The sequence below is a fragment of the Pseudomonas sp. PA-1-3F genome, assembly GCF_021609665.1.
Lineage (GTDB): Bacteria > Pseudomonadota > Gammaproteobacteria > Pseudomonadales > Pseudomonadaceae > Aquipseudomonas > Aquipseudomonas paracarnis.
Genome location: NZ_WJZD01000012.1, coordinates 107,958 through 128,154 on the forward strand (window position 1 = coordinate 107,958; position 20,197 = coordinate 128,154).

Sequence of the window (20,197 nt, forward strand, 5' to 3'; positions counted from 1 at the left end):
CGGCCCCGGATTGCGGTGGCCCCCGCAGGCTCTTCAAAGATTGTTCAAGACGGCTTGCCGACTGACCTGCGGATTTGAGTGACAAACCCATGCCAAAACGTACAGACATAAAAAGCATCCTGATTCTCGGCGCTGGCCCGATCGTGATCGGCCAGGCCTGCGAATTCGACTACTCCGGCGCCCAGGCCTGTAAAGCCCTGCGCGAGGAGGGCTACCGCGTCATCCTGGTGAACTCCAACCCGGCCACCATCATGACCGACCCGGCCATGGCCGACGCCACCTACATCGAGCCGATCAAGTGGCAGACCGTTGCCAAGATCATCGAAAAAGAGCGCCCGGACGCGCTGCTGCCAACCATGGGTGGCCAGACCGCTCTGAACTGCGCCCTGGACCTGGAGCGCGAAGGCGTCCTGGAAAAGTTCGGCGTAGAGATGATCGGTGCCAATGCCGACACCATCGACAAGGCTGAAGACCGTTCGCGTTTCGACAAGGCCATGAAGTCCATCGGCCTGGCGTGCCCACGTTCCGGTATCGCCCACAGCATGGAAGAAGCCAATGCGGTCCTCGAGACCCTGGGCTTCCCGTGCATTATCCGTCCGTCCTTCACCATGGGCGGCACCGGCGGTGGTATTGCTTACAACCGTGAAGAGTTCGAAGAAATCTGCGCCCGTGGCCTCGACCTGTCGCCGACCAAAGAGCTGCTGATCGACGAATCGCTGATCGGCTGGAAAGAATATGAGATGGAGGTTGTCCGCGATAAGAAGGACAACTGCATCATCGTCTGCTCCATCGAAAACTTCGACCCGATGGGCGTGCACACTGGTGACTCGATCACCGTGGCGCCAGCACAGACCCTGACCGACAAGGAATACCAGATCCTGCGTAACGCCTCCCTGGCGGTATTGCGCGAGATCGGCGTTGAAACCGGCGGTTCCAACGTCCAGTTCGGCATCTGCCCGGACACCGGCCGCATGGTCGTGATCGAGATGAACCCACGTGTATCGCGTTCTTCGGCGCTGGCCTCGAAAGCGACCGGCTTCCCGATTGCGCGTATCGCCGCCAAGCTGGCTATCGGCTACACCTTGGACGAGCTGCAAAACGAAATCACCGGCGGCGCTATGCCGGCGTCTTTCGAGCCGTCTATCGACTACGTTGTGACCAAGCTGCCGCGCTTTGCCTTCGAGAAGTTCGCCAAGGCGGATGCGCGCCTGACTACCCAGATGAAGTCTGTCGGTGAAGTCATGGCCATCGGTCGCACGTTCCAGGAATCCCTGCAGAAAGCTCTGCGCGGTCTGGAGGTTGGTGTTTGCGGCCTGGACGAGAAGCTCGACCTGAGCAACCCGGAAAGCATGAGCATCCTCAAGCGCGAGCTGACCGTGCCGGGCGCCGAGCGTATCTGGTACGTGGCTGACGCCTTCCGTGCCGGCCTGAGCGTCGAAGATATCTTCGGCATGAACATGATCGACCCGTGGTTCCTGGTGCAGATCGAAGATCTGATCAAGGAAGAAGAGAAGGTCAAGACGCTGGGTCTGTCGTCTATCGACCGCGACCTGATGTTCCGCCTCAAGCGCAAAGGTTTCTCCGACCAGCGTCTGGCCAAGCTGCTGGGTGTGACCGAGAAGAACCTGCGCACTCATCGCCACAAGCTGGATATCTTCCCGGTCTACAAGCGCGTTGATACCTGCGCCGCAGAATTCGCCACCGACACTGCCTACATGTACTCCACCTACGAGGAAGAGTGCGAAGCCGCGCCGACAGGCCGCGACAAGATCATCATCCTGGGTGGCGGTCCGAACCGTATCGGCCAGGGCATCGAGTTCGACTACTGCTGCGTACACGCCGCCCTCGCCCTGCGCGAAGACGGGTACGAGACCATTATGGTCAACTGCAACCCGGAAACGGTTTCCACTGACTACGACACTTCCGACCGCTTGTACTTCGAGCCGGTAACGCTGGAAGACGTATTGGAAATCTGCCGCGTCGAGAAGCCTAAAGGCGTGATCGTCCAGTACGGCGGCCAGACCCCGTTGAAACTGGCGCGTGCCCTGGAAGCTGCCGGCGTGCCGATCATCGGTACCAGCCCGGACGCTATCGACCGTGCCGAAGACCGTGAGCGCTTCCAGCAGATGGTTGAGCGCCTGAACCTGCGTCAGCCGCCGAACGCCACCGTGCGCAGCGAAGACGAAGCCATCCGCGCGGCCAGCAAGATCGGCTACCCGCTGGTGGTGCGTCCGTCCTACGTACTGGGCGGCCGGGCGATGGAAATTGTCTACGAAGAAGAAGAACTCAAGCGCTACCTGCGTGATGCAGTGAAAGTCTCCAACGACAGCCCGGTGCTGCTGGACCACTTCCTCAACTGCGCCATCGAAATGGACGTGGACGCGGTCTGCGACGGTACTGACGTAGTGATCGGCGCCATCATGCAGCACATCGAGCAGGCCGGCGTTCACTCCGGTGACTCCGCGTGCTCCCTGCCGCCGTACTCGCTGCCGGCGCACATCCAGGACGAGATGCGCGAACAGGTCAAGAAGATGGCCCTGGAACTGGGTGTGGTCGGCCTGATGAACGTACAGTTGGCGCTGCAAGGCGAAGACATCTACGTCATTGAAGTCAACCCGCGTGCTTCGCGTACCGTACCGTTCGTGTCCAAGTGCATCGGTGTGTCCCTGGCCATGATCGCTGCGCGTGTGATGGCTGGTAAGACCCTGAAGGAAATCGGCTTTACCAAGGAAATCATTCCGAACTTCTACAGTGTGAAAGAGGCGGTGTTCCCGTTCGCCAAATTCCCTGGTGTGGACCCGATCCTGGGCCCAGAGATGAAGTCCACCGGTGAAGTGATGGGTGTGGGCGATACCTTCGGTGAAGCGTTCGCCAAGGCCCAGATGGGTGCCAGCGAAGTGCTGCCGACCGGCGGTACTGCGTTTATCAGCGTACGTGATGACGACAAGCCACTGGTTGCAGGGGTCGCCCGCGATCTGATCAACTTGGGCTTTGAAGTCGTGGCTACCGCCGGGACCGCCAAGCTGATCGAAGCTGCCGGCCTGAAAGTACGTCGCGTGAACAAGGTGACGGAAGGCCGTCCGCATGTGGTCGACATGATCAAGAATGACGAAGTCACTCTGATCATCAACACCACCGAAGGTCGCCAGTCGATCGCGGACTCCTACTCCATTCGTCGTAATGCCTTGCAGCACAAGATTTACTGCACCACTACCATTGCTGCTGGCGAAGCTATCTGTGAAGCGCTGAAGTTCGGTCCGGAAAAGACCGTGCGTCGCTTGCAGGATCTACACGCAGGATTGAAGGCATGAGCATAACCAAATACCCGATGACCGTTCAGGGCGCTCGCGCCCTGGAAGAGGAGCACGCCCATCTGACCAAGGTCGTACGTCCAAAGCTGAGCCAGGACATCGGTACGGCCCGCGAGCTGGGTGACTTGAAGGAAAACGCCGAATACCACGCTGCTCGCGAGCAGCAGGGTATGGTCGAGGCGCGGATTCGTGACATCGAAGGCCGTATGCAGAATGCGGTGATCATCGATGTCACCACCATCCCGCATACCGGCAAGGTAATTTTCGGCACGACCGTGGAAATCGCCAACGTCGAGACCGACGAAAGCGTGACTTACCAGATCGTGGGTGAGGATGAGGCTGACTTCAAGCAAGGCAAGATCTCTGTCGGCTCGCCGATTGCTCGCGCCTTGATTGCCAAGGAAGAAGGCGACGTGGTTGCCGTGAAAACGCCGAGCGGCGTCATTGAGTACGAGATTGTCGAAGTTCGTCACATCTGAAAGACGGCGCCCGCTGCGTGCGGGCGCCATGCTTTGGCAGCTCTCTCAGATGCTTTGGGTGGGCGGCCTATGGCTGTTACATATTGGCGTGTTGCCGGCGTTGGGCCTGATTGGCTTGGCGCCGCTGCTGATCGATGAGATCGACGGATTGCTGAGTGCGCTGCTGGTGGGTTTTGCGGCGGCGTGCGTGATGCTTCAAGCGTTGGTGCTGATCACGGCCGAAGGCTTGAAGAGTTTGTGGCGGGATATTCGCGGGCAACTGCTGTTGATGGCGCTGTATGCATGCGCAATGTTTTGTATGGTGCATGTGTGGCTGCCGCAAGCGTTGCGCTGGCAGTTGTTCAGCTATCTTGTGCTAGGGTTCTCTGGCTTGGTGCTGGTTACGCAGCCTGCGCCGGGATGGAGTGGCGGGGCGCGCGAAGCACGCCCTTGACCCTTTTCATCATTTGAAGCGATGAACGTTCGACAGTTGCTTGTTGACGCTGAAGTTCTTGCGATACAGCAGCGCCATCTTGCCGATGACCTGAACCAGGTCCGCTTTGCCGACCTTGCACAGTTCTGCAACGGCGGCCAGGCGCGCTTCGCGATCAAGGATGTTGACCTTGATCTTGATCAGTTCGTGATCGTTCAGTGCGCGCTCGAATTCGGCTAGCACACCCTCAGTCAAACCGTTGTCTGCCACAATCAGAACTGGTTTCAGATGGTGGCCAATGGATTTGTACTGTTTCTTCTGCTCTTGAGTGAGCGGCATAATCTGACCCCTGCGTCTGATCTTGTAAAAAACGGCGGCCAGTTTACCCGAGCGAGTCCGGGACCGCCCAGTTAATCACGACCCGTTTTATTTTTTCGAGGTGGCCCGTGGCCCGTTCCAAAACCAGCCTTAAGTGGCTACAAGAACATTTCAATGATCCTTACGTCAAAAAGGCGCAAAAGGACGGCTATCGTTCCCGGGCCAGCTACAAGCTGCTGGAGATCCAGGATAAGGACAAATTGATTCGTCCAGGCATGAGCGTTATTGATCTCGGCGCGGCCCCCGGTGGCTGGTCCCAGGTGACCAGTCGTCTGATTGGTGGGCAAGGCCGATTGATCGCTTCGGACATCCTCGAGATGGACAGCATCCCGGACGTGACCTTTGTTCACGGCGACTTCACCGAAGACAAAGTATTGGCCGAGATCCTGGAGGCTGTGGGAAATTCGCAGGTAGACCTTGTGATTTCCGACATGGCCCCCAATATGAGTGGATTACCGGCTGTTGATATGCCGCGTGCCATGTTCCTGTGTGAACTGGCGCTGGATTTGGCGGGTCGGGTGTTGCGTCCGGGTGGCGATTTCCTGGTGAAGGTCTTCCAGGGCGAAGGTTTCGACGAGTACCACAAGAACATTCGCAAGTTGTTCGACAAGGTACAAACCCGCAAGCCGGACTCATCCCGTGACCGGTCCAGGGAGCAGTATCTGCTGTGCCGTGGCTACCGCGGCGTCGAAGGCGCGGCAAGTGAAGAGCGTTTTTGAGAAATTCGAGGGGGGCGATAGGTTTTTTTATATCGCTTTCGTCACGAAGCTTTACGAATATTGTGTAGTCAAAGTTTCACAAAGGGTTACAGACGGCGCCTGCCAGAGTTGTAGGTAATGTAGTAAGTTAGGCCGGTGAATATCATGCGAAGCGCGCGCCAGTAGCGGAGCTTGCTTCAGAGGGTAGTTAATTGAACGATATGGCAAAGAATCTGATCCTGTGGTTGATCATCGCGGCTGTCCTGGTGACGGTGATGAACAACTTCTCCAGCCCTAACGAGCCGCAGACCCTCAACTATTCCGACTTCATCCAGCAAGTTAAGGATGGCAAGGTCGAGCGCGTAGCGGTTGATGGCTACGTGATTACCGGTAAGCGCAACGATGGCGACAGCTTCAAGACCATTCGTCCTGCCATTCAGGACAACGGTCTCATCGGTGACCTGGTGGATAACAAAGTCATTGTTGAAGGCAAGCAGCCTGAACAGCAAAGCATCTGGACCCAGCTCCTGGTGGCCAGCTTCCCGATCCTGGTGATTATCGCCGTGTTCATGTTCTTCATGCGCCAGATGCAAGGTGGTGCGGGAGGCAAGGGCGGGCCGATGAGCTTCGGCAAGAGCAAGGCGCGCCTGCTCTCTGAAGACCAGGTGAAGACCACCCTGGCTGACGTTGCGGGTTGCGACGAAGCCAAGGAAGAAGTCGGTGAGTTGGTCGAGTTTCTGCGTGATCCGGGCAAGTTCCAGCGCCTGGGTGGCCGTATTCCTCGCGGTGTGCTGATGGTGGGCCCACCGGGTACCGGTAAAACCTTGCTGGCCAAGGCGATTGCCGGCGAAGCCAAGGTGCCTTTCTTCACGATTTCCGGTTCTGACTTTGTCGAAATGTTTGTCGGCGTTGGCGCCAGCCGTGTTCGCGATATGTTCGAGCAGGCCAAGAAGCACGCGCCATGCATCATCTTCATCGACGAAATCGATGCCGTTGGTCGCCATCGTGGCGCTGGCATGGGTGGCGGTCACGATGAGCGTGAGCAGACCCTCAACCAATTGCTGGTAGAAATGGATGGTTTCGAGATGAATGACGGCATTATCGTCATCGCCGCAACCAACCGTCCCGACGTTTTGGACCCTGCCTTGCTGCGTCCGGGCCGTTTCGACCGTCAGGTTGTGGTCGGCCTGCCGGATATCCGCGGTCGTGAGCAGATCCTGAAAGTGCACATGCGCAAGGTGCCAATGGGTGACGACGTAGCTCCGGCTGTGATCGCCCGTGGTACTCCCGGCTTCTCCGGTGCTGACCTGGCAAACCTGGTCAACGAGGCGTCGCTGTTCGCTGCCCGTACTGGCAAGCGCATCGTTGAGATGAAAGAGTTCGAATTGGCGAAAGACAAGATCATGATGGGCGCCGAGCGCAAATCCATGGTCATGTCCGAGAAAGAGAAGCAGAACACCGCTTATCACGAGGCCGGCCACGCCATTGTAGGTCGCGTTGTGCCAGAGCATGACCCCGTCTACAAAGTGTCGATCATTCCCCGTGGTCGGGCACTGGGCGTGACCATGTTCTTGCCGGAAGAGGATCGTTACAGCCTCTCCAAGCGTGCGCTGATCAGCCAGATCTGCTCGCTGTATGGTGGCCGTATTGCCGAAGAAATGACCCTTGGCTTCGACGGTGTGACCACTGGCGCCTCAAACGACATCATGCGTGCCAGCCAGATCGCACGAAACATGGTGACCAAGTGGGGCTTGTCGGAAAAACTCGGCCCATTGATGTACGCCGAAGAAGAAGGCGAAGTGTTCCTGGGGCGTGGCGGCGGTGGGCAAAGCGCCAGCTTCTCGGGTGAGACAGCCAAGCTGATCGACTCCGAGGTTCGCAGCATCATTGATCAGTGCTACGGCACTGCCAAGCAGATCCTCACTGACAACCGTGACAAGCTGGACGCCATGGCTGATGCGTTGATGAAGTACGAAACCATCGATGCCGACCAGATCGACGACATCATGTCGGGCCGTACGCCGCGTGAGCCGCGCGACTGGGAAGGTGGTTCGGGTACTTCGGGCACTCCGCCTGTGGTGCAGAATGAGCGCCCTGAAACGCCTATCGGCGGCCCGGCAGCTGATCACTAAGGTTTGAAATGACTTCTGCTTTGTCCTCTACCCGGTTGCCTTGCGGCAACCGGGTTCTTGATTTGGCCCGGACGCATGTCATGGGCATCCTCAATGTAACCCCTGACTCCTTTTCCGATGGTGGCCGCTTCAGTCAGTTGGACGCCGCGTTGCGCCATGCCGAGGCGATGGTGGCTGCCGGTGCGACGCTGATTGATGTGGGTGGGGAATCGACCCGCCCCGGCGCCCGCGTTGTTTCTCCATTGGAGGAGCTGGAGCGGGTGGCACCGGTGGTTGAGCGCATAGCCCGCGAGCTGGATGTCATCATCTCGGTAGACACCTCCACCCCGGCAGTGATGCGCGAAACCGCGCGTCTGGGGGCTGGGTTGATCAACGACGTGCGCTCGCTTCAGCGCGACGGTGCTCTTGATGCGGCCGCTGCGACCGGCTTGCCCGTCTGCCTGATGCATATGTTGGGTGAGCCCGGCAACATGCAGGACAATCCGCATTACGACGACCTGGTTGGCGAGGTGGGTGGGTTTCTTGCTGAGAGGGTTGCCAAGTGTGTGGCTGTGGGTATTGCGCCTGAGCAGATCATCCTCGATCCGGGGTTTGGCTTTGCCAAGACCCTGCAGCACAATCTAAGCCTGTTCAAACACATGGAAGCGCTGCACGCCCTTGGTCGCCCGCTGTTGGTCGGCGTTTCGCGCAAGAGCATGATAGGGCTCGCCTTGAATCGCCCCGTCGGCGAACGCCTGTATGGCGGCCTGGCGCTTGCGGCGCTTGCCGTGACCAAGGGCGCACGTATTTTGCGTGTGCATGATGTCGCCGAAACGGTCGATGTGGTGCGCATGCTCGCTGCTGTAGAATCAGCCGAATAAGAATGATGGAGTACTTATGACTAAAAAATATTTTGGCACCGACGGCATTCGTGGTCGGGTCGGCGAATTCCCGATCACCCCTGATTTCATGCTCAAGCTGGGTTGGGCGGCAGGCATGGCGTTCCGCAGCATGGGCGCGTGTCGCATCCTGGTGGGCAAGGACACCCGTATTTCGGGCTACATGTTTGAGTCTGCGCTGGAGGCCGGATTGTCCGCCGCCGGGGCCGATGTGATGCTGTTGGGGCCTATGCCCACGCCGGCAATCGCTTACCTGACGCGTACCTTCCACGCTGAAGCCGGTATTGTGATCAGCGCCTCCCACAATCCTCATGATGACAATGGCATCAAGTTTTTCTCGGGGCAGGGCACCAAGCTGCCTGACGAGATCGAGTTGATGATCGAAGAGCTGCTGGATGCGCCGATGACGGTGGTCGAGTCGAGCAAGCTGGGCAAGGTGTCGCGCATTAACGACGCGTCAGGCCGCTATATCGAATTCTGTAAAAGCAGCGTCCCGAGCAGCACCAATTTTGCAGGCTTGAAGATTGTTGTCGATTGCGCCCATGGGGCGACCTACAAGGTGGCGCCGAGCGTCTTCAAGGAACTGGGCGCACAGGTTACCGTGCTGTCGGCTCAGCCCAACGGCTTGAACATCAACGACAACTGCGGTTCCACCCACATGGAGCAACTGCAGGCTGCTGTGCTGGCTGAGCATGCGGACCTGGGCATCGCTTTTGATGGCGATGGCGACCGCGTGCTGATGGTGGATCACACTGGCACGATCGTGGATGGTGATGACCTGTTGTTCATCATTGCCCGTGACCTGCATGAGCGTAACAAGCTGCAAGGTGGCGTGGTCGGCACCCTGATGAGTAATCTCGGGCTGGAATTGGCGTTGGCAGAACTGGGGATTCCCTTTATTCGCGCCAATGTCGGTGACCGCTACGTGATCGCCGAGCTGCTGGAGCGTAACTGGTTGGTCGGCGGTGAAAATTCCGGGCATGTGGTCTGCTTCCAGCACACCACCACGGGTGACGCTATCATCGCCGCGCTACAGGTGCTGTTGGCCCTGCGTCGCCGCGAAGAGAGCCTGGCCCAGGCGCGCCAAGCCCTGCGCAAGTGTCCGCAAGTGCTGCTCAATGTGCATTTTGCCGGTGGCGAAAACCCCATCGAGCATCCTGCTGTCAAAGAGGCTTGCGAGCGCGTGACCCAGGCAATGGCGGGGCGCGGGCGGGTATTGCTGCGCAAGTCCGGCACAGAGCCGCTGGTGCGCGTGATGGTCGAAGGTGAGGACGAAACACAGGTTCGTGGCCATGCCGAAGACCTGGCAAAACTGGTAACTGAAGTTTGCGCCTGAATTCGGCTTGCCAGTGATGATGTGGTTGGGTAACATCTGCGCCCACTTTGACCGACGGGGTACAGCATGCGTCGCACTATGGTAGCTGGTAACTGGAAGATGCACGGTACCCGCGCCAGTGTCGCTGAGCTGATCAACGGCCTTCGTCACTTGGCCTTGCCTAGCGGTGTTGACGTCGCGGTGTTCCCGCCTTGCTTGCATATCAACCAAGTGGTTGATGGCTTGAAGGGCAAGTCGATTCAGGTCGGCGCGCAGAACTCTGCGGTAGAGCCGATGCAAGGTGCGTTGACCGGCGAGATTTCGCCGAGTCAGCTGGTTGATGCGGGTTGTTCCTATGTGCTTGTCGGGCACTCCGAGCGTCGCCAGATGATGGGCGAGCGGGATGGGATGCTCAACCGCAAGTTCGCCGCAGCACAGGCTTGTGGCTTGATTCCGGTGTTGTGCATAGGGGAGACCCTTGAGCAGCGCGAATCGGGCAAGACTCTTGAAGTTGTCTCGCGTCAGCTGGGCAGCATCATCGAGGAGCTGGGTGTTGGTGCATTTGCACAGGCAGTTATTGCTTACGAGCCGGTCTGGGCCATTGGCACCGGGCTGACTGCTACACCGCAACAGGCGCAGGATGTGCACGCAGCCATCCGCGCGCAGTTGGCGGCAGAGAATTCTGAAGTCGCACAAGGTGTGCGGCTTCTATACGGCGGCAGCGTGAAGGCGGCCAATGCGGTCGAACTGTTCGGCATGCCGGATATCGATGGGGGGCTCATTGGTGGAGCTTCCCTGAATGCAGATGAGTTCGGTGCGATCTGTCGCGCCGCGGGAAACTGAAAAAATGCTGGAAACAGTCGTAGTCGTTTTTCATCTGTTGGCTGCCCTGAGCGTAGTTGCTCTGGTTTTGTTGCAACAGGGTAAAGGTGCGGATGCTGGTGCGTCTTTCGGTGCAGGTGCTTCAAATACTGTGTTCGGAAGCCAAGGTTCCTCTACCTTTCTTAGTAAGTTTACTGCTATACTTGCCGCAGGTTTCTTCATAACCAGCTTAGGGTTAGGTTACTTTGCTAAAGAGAAAGCTCATGTGCTGACTCAAGTAGGTTTGCCAAACCCAGCAGTGTTGGAAGTTCCAAAAGCAAAACCGGCTTCTGATGATGTCCCGGTGCTTCAAGAGCAAAAGTCGGCTACTCCAGCGACTGACGTACCTCCAGCTCAAGAGCAGAAGTAAGAAGGGTTGTAAACGCTGTATTGCCGAGGTGGTGGAATTGGTAGACACGCAACCTTGAGGTGGTTGTGCCCATAGGGTGTAGGGGTTCGAGTCCCCTTCTCGGTACCAATTATCAGGAGAGCCCGCTGTTGCGGGCTTTCTTGTAGGTGGAAGGTTACATTGACCCTGTAAGGGATCGGTCGTATACTTCCGCCCCAGCTTTGTCGCGGGGTGGAGCAGTCTGGTAGCTCGTCGGGCTCATAACCCGAAGGTCGTCGGTTCAAATCCGGCCCCCGCAACCAGTTTTAGCGGAGCCCCTTTTAAGGGGCTTTTTGTTAGCTGGACACTTTCAACGCCGCTGTTCGACGGCGTTTCAAGGATGGGCGTTTCGCCCATTTTTTTATTTTGCACAGCATGCACATACATGCACGAGGGGGTTCAGGTGTCGAGCAAGCTAGAAGAGTTGCAGGCCTTGTTGGCCCCGGTGGTCGTGGCCCTAGGCTATGAATGCTGGGGTATTGAGTTTTCGGCTCAAGGTCGCCACTCAATGTTGCGCGTTTATATCGATAAAGAGGGCGGCGTGCTGGTGGACGATTGTGCCATTGTCAGCCGTCAGATCAGCGGTGTGCTGGATGTTGAAGATCCAATCTCCGTTGAATACACCCTTGAAGTTTCCTCGCCAGGCATGGAACGCCCACTGTTCACTATCGAGCAGTTTGCTAAATATGCCGGTGAACAAGTGAAGATCAAGCTGCGCTCCCCCTTTGAAGGGCGACGCAACTTTCAGGGCCTTCTGCGCGGTGTAGAAGAGCAGGATGTCGTGGTGCAGGTAGAAGACCACGAGTTCCTGTTGCCGATCGATATGATCGACAAGGCCAACATTATTCCCAGTTTTGACTGAGACGCGGATCCCGCGGATCCAATGGCTTGCGAAAGGCGAGGCGTACGATGAGCAAAGAAGTACTGCTGGTTGTTGAGTCGGTATCCAATGAAAAGGGTGTACCGGCAAGCGTGATTTTTGAAGCGTTGGAGCTGGCCCTGGCCACTGCTACCAAGAAACGTTTTGAAGACGAAGTAGATCTGCGTGTGGAAATCAACCGCCACACCGGTGCCTATGAGACTTTCCGTCGCTGGACGGTGGTCGAAGAGGACGATCTTGATGATCCGGCCATCGAAACCTGGCCAAGCAAGGTTGCGCAAACGCATCCGGGCGCTCAGGTTGGCGATGTTGTCGAAGAAAAGATCGAGTCGATCGAATTCGGCCGTATTGCTGCACAGACCGCCAAGCAGGTCATTGTGCAGAAGGTTCGCGAAGCCGAGCGCGCTCAAGTCGTTGACGCCTATCGCGAACGCCTGGGTGAAATCATCTCTGGCACCGTGAAAAAAGTTACCCGCGACAACGTGATCGTCGACCTGGGCAACAACGCCGAAGCGTTGCTGGCCCGCGAAGACATCATCTCTCGCGAAACCTTCCGTGTTGGCGTGCGTCTGCGTGCGCTGCTCAAGGAAATCCGCACCGAGAACCGCGGCCCGCAGTTGATCCTGTCGCGTACCGCGCCGGAAATGCTGATCGAGCTGTTCCGTATCGAAGTGCCGGAAATCGCCGAAGGCCTGATCGAAGTGATGGCTGCGTCCCGTGACCCGGGTTCGCGTGCCAAGATCGCGGTCCGCTCCAAGGACAAACGCATCGACCCGCAAGGCGCTTGCATCGGGATGCGCGGTTCGCGCGTCCAGGCAGTGTCGGGCGAATTGGGCGGTGAGCGTGTGGACATCGTCCTGTGGGACGATAACCCGGCGCAGTTCGTGATCAACGCCATGTCGCCAGCTGAAGTGGCGGCAATTATCGTTGACGAAGATGCCCATGCAATGGACATCGCCGTTGGCGCAGACAATCTGGCTCAGGCCATTGGTCGTGGTGGTCAGAACGTGCGTCTGGCCAGCCAACTGACCGGCTGGACCCTGAACGTGATGACCGAATCGGACATCCAGGCTAAGCAGCAAGCTGAAACCGGTGACATCCTGCGCAACTTCATCGAAGAGTTGGAAGTCGATGAAGAACTGGCACAGGTGCTGGTAGATGAAGGCTTCACCAGCCTGGAAGAGATTGCCTACGTACCGTTGGAAGAAATGCTCAACATCGACGGCTTTGACGAGGATATCGTCAACGAGCTCCGCGCTCGGGCCAAGGATCGTTTGTTGACTAAAGCCATCGCTACTGAGGAAAAGCTGGCAGACGCCCATCCGGCCGAAGACCTGCTCTCGCTTGAGGGTATGGACAAGGATTTGGCGATGGAACTGGCGGTGCGCGGCGTAATTACCCGCGAAGACCTGGCCGAGCAGTCTATTGACGATCTGCTCGACATCGACGGCATTGACGAAGATCGTGCCGGCAAGTTGATCATGGCCGCCCGAGCCCATTGGTTCGAGTAATTAGGCGCGGCCTGAGGAGAGAAGTGCATGACGCAAGTCACGGTGAAACAACTGGCCGATGAGGTCAAAACACCGGTAGAGCGCCTGTTGCAGCAGATGCGTGAGGCAGGTCTGCCGCACACCGCCGCCGATGAAGGTGTGAGCGATAGTGAGAAGCAGTCTTTGCTGACTCACTTGAAGAGCAGCCACAAGGCGAAAGTGGAAGAACCGCGCAAGATTACATTGCAGCGCAAAACCACCAGCACCCTGCGGGTTGCAGGTAGCAAGAGCATCAGCGTTGAAGTACGCAAGAAGAAAGTCTTCGTACAGCGCAGCCCGGAAGAAATCGAAGCCGAGCGCAAACGCGAGCTGGAAGAACGTCGCGCAGTAGAAAATGCTGCACGTCAGAAGGCTGAAGAAGAAGCCAAGCGTCGCGCCGAAGAAGAAGCGCGTCGCCAGCCTGCTGCTGCGCAACCTGCTGCCACTGACGCGGTCGCCGCCCCTGTTGAAGCTGTGCGTGAGGCTGCCCCGGCTGCCGCCGCACCTGCTCCTGCAGCAGACGCCCGCAAGCGCGACGAGCCTCGTCGTCCGGACAAACCACGTGCTGACGATAACAATCGTCGCGGTGGTGGTGGCGATGGCGAGCGTAAAAACGCTCCGCACCGCGCCTCGGTCAAAGAGAAAGCGCCTGCGCCACGCGTTGCCCCACGTACCACCGACGAAGAAAGCGATGGCTTCCGTCGTGGTGGTCGCGGCAAGGCCAAGCTGAAGAAGCGCAACGCCCACGGTTTCCAGAGCCCAACCGGCCCTGTCGTGCGTGAAGTGAAGATCGGCGAGACCATCACTGTGGGCGATCTGGCCCAGCAGATGTCGGTCAAGGCTGCTGAAATCATCAAGTTCATGTTCAAGCTGGGCACCCCAGCCACCATCAACCAGGTACTGGACCAGGAAACTGCCCAGTTGGTTGCTGAAGAACTGGGCCACAAAGTGACCCTGGTCAGCGACACCGCCCTGGAAGATTCCCTGGCCGAGTCCCTGAAGTTTGAAGGTGAAGCGGTTTCCCGTGCGCCGGTTGTGACCGTAATGGGCCACGTTGACCACGGTAAGACTTCCCTGCTCGACTACATCCGTCGTGCCAAGGTTGCCGCAGGCGAAGCCGGTGGTATTACCCAGCACATCGGTGCATACCACGTTGAAACCGAGCGCGGCATGGTCACCTTCCTCGACACCCCTGGTCACGCCGCGTTTACCGCAATGCGTGCCCGTGGTGCCAAGGCGACCGACATCGTGATCCTGGTGGTTGCAGCGGACGACGGCGTGATGCCGCAGACCATTGAAGCTGTCCAGCACGCCAAGGCTGCCGGTGTTCCTCTGGTCGTTGCCGTGAACAAAATCGACAAGCCGGGCGCCGATCTCGATCGCATCCGTAGCGAACTGTCGGTTCACGGCGTGACGTCCGAGGAATGGGGTGGCGAGACGCCATTCGTATCGGTCTCGGCGAAAATGGGGACCGGCGTTGACGAACTGCTCGAAGCGGTGCTGTTGCAAGCCGAAGTCCTGGAACTGACCGCTACTCCATCGGCTCCTGGCCGTGGCGTCGTGGTTGAGTCCCGTCTCGACAAGGGCCGTGGCCCGGTTGCCACCGTGCTGGTCCAAGACGGTACCCTGCGCCAAGGCGACATGGTACTGGTCGGTTCGAACTACGGCCGTGTACGTGCCATGCTCGACGAGAACGGCAAGCCAATCAAGGAAGCAGGTCCTGCCATCCCAGTCGAGATTCTCGGCCTGGACGGCACGCCGGACGCTGGCGACGAGATGAGCGTAGTGGCTGACGAGAAGAAAGCCCGTGAAGTGGCTCTGTTCCGTCAAGGCAAGTTCCGCGAAGTCAAGCTGGCCCGTGCTCACGCCGGCAAGCTGGAAAACATCTTCGAGAACATGGGCCAGGAAGAGAAGAAGACGCTTAACATCGTCCTCAAGTCTGACGTTCGTGGTTCCCTCGAAGCGTTGAACGGCGCCTTGAACGGCCTGGGTAACGACGAAGTGCAAGTGCGCGTTGTCGGTGGCGGTGTCGGTGGTATCACCGAATCCGACGCCAACCTGGCACTGGCTTCCAACGCTGTACTGTTCGGCTTCAACGTGCGTGCCGATGCTGGCGCTCGCAAGATCGTCGAGCAGGAAGGCCTGGACATGCGTTACTACAACGTCATCTACGACATCATCGAAGACGTCAAGAAAGCCCTTACCGGTATGCTTGGCAGCGACGTCCGGGAGAACATCCTGGGTATCGCCGAGGTGCGTGACGTGTTCCGCTCGCCGAAATTCGGTGCGATCGCCGGCTGCATGGTGGTTGAAGGCACTGTGTACCGTAACCGTCCAATCCGTGTACTGCGTGAAGACATCGTTATCTTCGAAGGCGAGCTGGAATCCCTGCGCCGCTTCAAGGATGACGCTGCCGAAGTACGTGCCGGCATGGAATGCGGTATCGGCGTCAAGAGCTACAACGACGTCAAGGTTGGCGACAAGATCGAAGTCTTCGAGAAGGTTCAGGTTGCTCGCAGCCTCTAACTCGCGCACTTCAGGAGCCGCGCAGCGTGTGGGCATGCAGATGCCCCGCGTAGCGTCAGGACTCTAAACGCAACGCCCGGTCTGGCTTTTGTCAGGCCGGGCGTTTGCCGCTTTCAGACCCCACGGGTTTCACCGTGTGGCAGTAACAGGTAACAAGACATGGCAAAAGAATACAGCCGTACCCAGCGTATCGGCGATCAGATGCAGCGTGAGCTGGCCCAACTGATCCGCCGCGAAGTCAAAGACCCACGCGTTGGCCTGGTCACCATTACCGCTGTTGAAGTGAGCCGTGACGTGGGTCACGCCAAGATCTTCATCACCGTGATGGGGCAGGACAAAAGCGAAGAAATCGCGCAAAGCATCAAGGTGCTCAACTCCGCCGCAGGTTTCCTGCGGATGCAGTTGGCCCGTGAAATGAAGCTGCGCAGCGTTCCGCAGTTGCACTTCCACTACGACGAAAGCGTCGTGCGTGGCGCGCACCTGTCGGCACTGATCGAACGCGCCGTGGCTGAAGACAGCCAGCATCCGTCCACACCTGAAGACGCCAAGGAGTAAGCGGTGGCTCAGGTCAAACGTATCCGTCGCAACGTCAGTGGCATCATTCTGCTCGACAAACCCATTGGCTTTACCTCCAATGCCGCGTTGCAGAAGGTTCGCTGGCTGCTCAATGCCGAGAAGGCCGGGCATACCGGCAGCCTTGATCCATTGGCCACCGGTGTATTGCCGTTGTGCTTTGGCGAGGCCACCAAGTTTTCGCAATACCTGCTTGATTCCGACAAGGGTTATGAAACCCTGATGCAACTGGGCAAGACCACCACCACGGCGGATGCCGAAGGTGATGTTTTGCAGGTTCGCGACGTGACCGTTGGTCGTGCGGATATCGAAGCTGCCTTACCCGCTTTTCGTGGGCAAATCAGTCAGATACCGCCGATGTACTCGGCACTCAAGCGCGATGGCCAGCCACTTTACAAGCTGGCACGTGCGGGTGAAGTAGTGGAGCGCGAACCGCGTTCTGTTACTATTGCGCGCTTGGAATTGCTCGCTTGTGAAGGCGACACTGCCCGTTTGGCCGTGGACTGCAGCAAAGGCACCTATATCCGTACCCTGGTGGAAGATATTGGTGAGCAACTTGGCTGTGGCGCGTACGTTGCAGAACTGCGACGCACACAGGCCGGACCTTTCACCTTGGCCCAGACGGTCACGCTGGAAGAGTTGGAAGCGGTACACGCCGAGGGCGGCAATGAAGCGGTTGATCGCTTCCTCATGCCATCGGACAGCGGTTTGCTCGATTGGCCATTGCTGCACTTTTCGGAGCACAGCGCGTTCTACTGGCTCAACGGCCAGCCGGTACGCGCCCCGGATGCCCCGAAGTTCGGCATGGTGCGAGTACAGGATCATAACGGTCGCTTTATCGGTATCGGTGAAGTGAGCGAAGACGGGCGCATCGCGCCGCGTCGGCTGATTCGGTCAGAATGACCGAACGAGTGTGGCTGTTAACAGGCATGGTCAACACTCATTTTTAGATACAGGGATTTGTCCCTGGCCTGTTGAAACTGCCCTTTGGGTGGTTTCCTGAAAAAAGGATTGCCTCATGGCTCTCGACGTTCAAGAAAAAGCACAAATCGTAGCTGACTATCAGCAAGCTGTTGGTGACACTGGTTCGCCAGAAGTGCAAGTTGCACTGCTGACCCACAACATCAACAAACTGCAAGGTCACTTCAAGGCCAACGGTAAAGACCACCACTCCCGTCGTGGTCTGATCCGCATGGTAAACCAGCGCCGTAAGCTGCTGGACTACCTGAAAGGCAAGGATCTGGGTCGTTATCAGACTCTGATCGGTCGCCTGGGTCTGCGTCGCTAATAAGCGATTGCGCTAGAGGTTGGTTGTCTGCCGCGTGTCATCGGGATTCCCGGTGGCCCGTGGTAGGCTCCCAGCCTCAAGTTTTATCTGGATACACGTTTTACCCTGGACGAGCGTCGGGCCGATTCCCGGCATTGCCCAAGAATTTCGCAAGAAGACAAGTTCCCCCAAGAGCCACAAAGAAGGTAGGACACCGTGAACCCGGTTATCAAAAAATTCCAGTTCGGTCAGTCGACCGTTACCCTCGAGACAGGCCGTATCGCCCGTCAAGCCTCCGGCGCAGTGCTGGTTACCGTTGACGACGACGTGACCGTATTGGTGACCGTTGTTGGCGCCAAGACCGCTGACCCGAGCAAGGGCTTCTTCCCTCTGTCCGTTCACTACCAGGAAAAGACTTACGCTGCCGGTAAGATCCCTGGCGGTTTCTTCAAGCGCGAAGGCCGTCCTTCCGAGAAAGAAACCCTGACTTCCCGACTGATCGACCGTCCGATCCGTCCGCTGTTCCCAGAAGGCTTCATGAACGAAGTGCAGGTTGTCTGCACCGTCGTTTCCACCAGCAAGAAGACCGATCCGGACATCGCTGCGATGATCGGTACCTCGGCTGCCCTGGCCATCTCCGGTATTCCTTTCGATGGCCCGATCGGCGCTGCCCGCGTTGCGTTCCACGAAAGCACCGGCTACCTGCTGAACCCGACTTACGAGCAACAGAAAGCATCGAGCCTGGACATGGTCGTTGCCGGTACGTCCGAAGCCGTATTGATGGTTGAGTCGGAAGCCAAAGAGCTGACCGAAGACCAGATGCTGGGTGCCGTACTGTTTGCTCACGACGAGTTCCAGGTTGTGATCAACGCGGTTAAAGAATTGGCTGCCGAAGCTGCCAAGCCAACCTGGACCTGGGCTGCTGCCCCGGAAGCCACCGAACTGCTGGGCGCTATCCGCTCCGAGTTCGGCGCTGCCATCTCCGACGCCTACACCATCACCGTCAAGGCCGACCGTTATGCTCGCCTGGGTGAGCTGAAGGACCAGGTCGTCGCCAAGCTGTCCGGCGAAGAAGGCCAGCCTTCCTCCAGCGAAGTCAAAGCTGCTTTCGGTGAGATCGAATACCGCACCGTTCGCGAAAACATCGTTAACGGCAAGCCACGTATCGACGGTCGCGACACCCGCACCGTGCGTCCGCTGAACATCGAAGTCGGCGTTCTGCCGAAGACTCACGGTTCGGCGCTGTTCACCCGTGGCGAAACCCAGGCCCTGGTCGTTGCGACCCTGGGTACTGCCCGTGACGCACAACTGCTGGACACCCTGGAAGGCGAGAAAAAAGACCCCTTCATGCTGCACTACAACTTCCCTCCGTTCTCGGTGGGCGAGTGTGGTCGTATGGGCGGCGCGGGTCGTCGTGAAATCGGTCACGGCCGTCTGGCCCGTCGTTCGGTTCAGGCCATGCTGCCTGCCGCTGACGTGTTCCCGTACACCATCCGTGTTGTATCGGAAATCACCGAGTCCAACGGTTCCAGCTCCATGGCTTCGGTCTGCGGTGCTTCCCTGGCTCTGATGGACGCCGGTGTGCCAATGAAGGCGCCGGTTGCCGGTATCGCCATGGGCCTGGTTAAAGAAGGCGAGAAGTTCGCCATCCTGACCGACATCCTGGGTGACGAAGACCACCTGGGCGACATGGACTTCAAAGTAGCCGGTACCGCTAAAGGTGTGACCGCGCTGCAGATGGACATCAAGATCAAAGGCATCACCGAAGAGATCATGGAAATCGCCCTGGGCCAAGCCCTGGAAGCGCGCCTGAACATCCTCGGCCAGATGAACCAGATCATTGGTCAGTCCCGCACCGAACTGTCGGAAAATGCTCCGACCATGATCGCGATGAAAATCGACACCGACAAAATCCGTGATGTCATCGGTAAAGGCGGCGCGACCATCCGTGCGATCTGTGAAGAAACCAAGGCTTCGATCGACATCGAAGACGACGGTTCGATCAAGATCTTCGGCGAAACCAAGGAAGCGGCTGAAGCAGCACGCCAGCGCGTCCTGGGTATCACCGCTGAGGCCGAGATCGGCAAGATCTACGTTGGCAAGGTTGAGCGCATCGTCGACTTCGGCGCGTTCGTCAACATCCTCCCGGGCAAAGACGGTCTGGTTCACATCTCCATGCTGAGCGATGCTCGTGTTGAGAAAGTGACCGACATTCTGAAAGAAGGCCAGGAAGTGGAAGTGCTGGTACTGGACGTGGACAACCGCGGCCGTATCAAGCTGTCCATCAAGGACGTAGCAGCAGCCAAGGCTTCGGGCGTTTAATCACCCGCAGGCTTCACGCTGAAAAAAGGACTCCTCGGAGTCCTTTTTTTATGGGCGCGAGAAAATGAAGCAGAATCAGCTGTTTAGCGTCGCCCAAAAGCCGCAACTTGCATGCAGGCACGACGGGCTTCATGCAAGTTGCACGATTTCGAAAATTTAAGTTTTTCATAAGTCATTGTTTAATAAGGGATTTAATCTGTTGAGCGAGTTGGCACACTGTCTGCAATATCCCTGGTAGCGCTGCAGCA

Annotated in this window: 17 protein-coding genes and 2 tRNA genes; 18 read left to right on the forward strand and 1 reads right to left on the reverse strand. The window is 58.0% G+C overall.

The features are described 5' to 3' along the window. The first annotated feature begins 89 nt into the window (after positions 1–89). The 3 genes from carB to GIV26_RS10775 are packed head-to-tail and all read left to right on the forward strand — an operon-like array spanning position 90 to position 4,223. The gene (gene carB, locus GIV26_RS10765) at positions 90–3,311 is read left to right on the forward strand and encodes a carbamoyl-phosphate synthase large subunit (protein WP_003194205.1); all 3,222 of its coding nucleotides are present in this window, start codon (positions 90–92) and stop codon (positions 3,309–3,311) included. A 2-nt stretch (positions 3,312–3,313) separates the two neighbouring features. Next, positions 3,314–3,790, forward strand: a complete 477-nt coding sequence (greA, locus tag GIV26_RS10770; RefSeq protein WP_032873232.1) for a transcription elongation factor GreA — start codon at positions 3,314–3,316, stop codon at positions 3,788–3,790. 28 nt (positions 3,791–3,818) lie between these two features. Next, positions 3,819–4,223: a hypothetical protein gene (locus GIV26_RS10775; RefSeq protein ID WP_060764103.1), complete on the forward strand. Its 405-nt coding sequence runs from the start codon at positions 3,819–3,821 to the stop codon at positions 4,221–4,223. Positions 4,224–4,232: 9 nt separating this feature from the next. Here GIV26_RS10775 and GIV26_RS10780 read toward each other — a convergent pair whose 3' ends face one another. Then, positions 4,233–4,541, reverse strand: a complete 309-nt coding sequence (locus GIV26_RS10780; protein WP_003176146.1) for a YhbY family RNA-binding protein — start codon at positions 4,539–4,541, stop codon at positions 4,233–4,235. Between the two features lie 107 nt (positions 4,542–4,648). On the opposite strand from GIV26_RS10780, the gene rlmE reads away from it, so the two are divergent. The 15 genes from rlmE (at position 4,649) to pnp (ending at position 19,949) form a co-directional block, all read left to right on the forward strand. Beyond that, a complete protein-coding gene (gene rlmE, locus GIV26_RS10785) occupies positions 4,649–5,299 on the forward strand; it encodes a 23S rRNA (uridine(2552)-2'-O)-methyltransferase RlmE (RefSeq protein ID WP_003194199.1) in 651 nt (216 codons plus the stop codon). Positions 5,300–5,499: 200 nt separating this feature from the next. Further along, entirely contained in the window at positions 5,500–7,410 is a 1,911-nt protein-coding gene (ftsH, locus tag GIV26_RS10790) for an ATP-dependent zinc metalloprotease FtsH (protein WP_034127004.1), read from the forward strand. Positions 7,411–7,418: 8 nt separating this feature from the next. Beyond that, on the forward strand, positions 7,419–8,270 hold the full coding sequence (gene folP / locus GIV26_RS10795; RefSeq protein WP_034127005.1) for a dihydropteroate synthase: 852 nt from the start codon (positions 7,419–7,421) through the stop codon (positions 8,268–8,270). Positions 8,271–8,286: 16 nt separating this feature from the next. Further along, positions 8,287–9,624: a phosphoglucosamine mutase gene (gene glmM, locus GIV26_RS10800; protein WP_236280450.1), complete on the forward strand. Its 1,338-nt coding sequence runs from the start codon at positions 8,287–8,289 to the stop codon at positions 9,622–9,624. Between the two features lie 66 nt (positions 9,625–9,690). Beyond that, on the forward strand, positions 9,691–10,446 hold the full coding sequence (gene tpiA, locus GIV26_RS10805) for a triose-phosphate isomerase (RefSeq protein ID WP_236280452.1): 756 nt from the start codon (positions 9,691–9,693) through the stop codon (positions 10,444–10,446). 4 nt (positions 10,447–10,450) lie between these two features. Continuing rightward, positions 10,451–10,834: a preprotein translocase subunit SecG gene (secG, locus tag GIV26_RS10810; protein WP_003194191.1), complete on the forward strand. Its 384-nt coding sequence runs from the start codon at positions 10,451–10,453 to the stop codon at positions 10,832–10,834. A gap of 22 nt (positions 10,835–10,856) precedes the next feature. Continuing rightward, positions 10,857–10,942: transfer RNA gene (locus GIV26_RS10815), tRNA-Leu, on the forward strand. 96 nt (positions 10,943–11,038) lie between these two features. After that, a tRNA-Met gene (locus tag GIV26_RS10820) sits at positions 11,039–11,115 on the forward strand. 140 nt (positions 11,116–11,255) lie between these two features. Next, positions 11,256–11,714, forward strand: coding sequence for a ribosome maturation factor RimP (gene rimP, locus GIV26_RS10825; protein ID WP_032873230.1), 459 nt, complete (start codon positions 11,256–11,258; stop codon positions 11,712–11,714). A gap of 47 nt (positions 11,715–11,761) precedes the next feature. Continuing rightward, positions 11,762–13,243: a transcription termination factor NusA gene (nusA, locus tag GIV26_RS10830; protein WP_003194187.1), complete on the forward strand. Its 1,482-nt coding sequence runs from the start codon at positions 11,762–11,764 to the stop codon at positions 13,241–13,243. 27 nt (positions 13,244–13,270) lie between these two features. Continuing rightward, positions 13,271–15,787 (forward strand): translation initiation factor IF-2, encoded by a 2,517-nt coding sequence (infB, locus tag GIV26_RS10835; protein WP_003194185.1) that lies wholly within the window; start codon positions 13,271–13,273, stop codon positions 15,785–15,787. A gap of 159 nt (positions 15,788–15,946) precedes the next feature. Further along, a complete protein-coding gene (gene rbfA, locus GIV26_RS10840; protein ID WP_236280453.1) occupies positions 15,947–16,342 on the forward strand; it encodes a 30S ribosome-binding factor RbfA in 396 nt (131 codons plus the stop codon). Between the two features lie 3 nt (positions 16,343–16,345). Beyond that, positions 16,346–17,263 carry a tRNA pseudouridine(55) synthase TruB gene (gene truB / locus GIV26_RS10845; protein WP_003176136.1) on the forward strand — a complete coding sequence of 306 codons (918 nt, stop codon included), beginning with the start codon at positions 16,346–16,348 and terminating at the stop codon, positions 17,261–17,263. Positions 17,264–17,378: 115 nt separating this feature from the next. Continuing rightward, entirely contained in the window at positions 17,379–17,648 is a 270-nt protein-coding gene (gene rpsO / locus GIV26_RS10850; protein WP_003177875.1) for a 30S ribosomal protein S15, read from the forward strand. A gap of 195 nt (positions 17,649–17,843) precedes the next feature. Continuing rightward, positions 17,844–19,949, forward strand: a complete 2,106-nt coding sequence (gene pnp, locus GIV26_RS10855; RefSeq protein ID WP_003194180.1) for a polyribonucleotide nucleotidyltransferase — start codon at positions 17,844–17,846, stop codon at positions 19,947–19,949. Positions 19,950–20,197 lie beyond the last annotated feature (248 nt).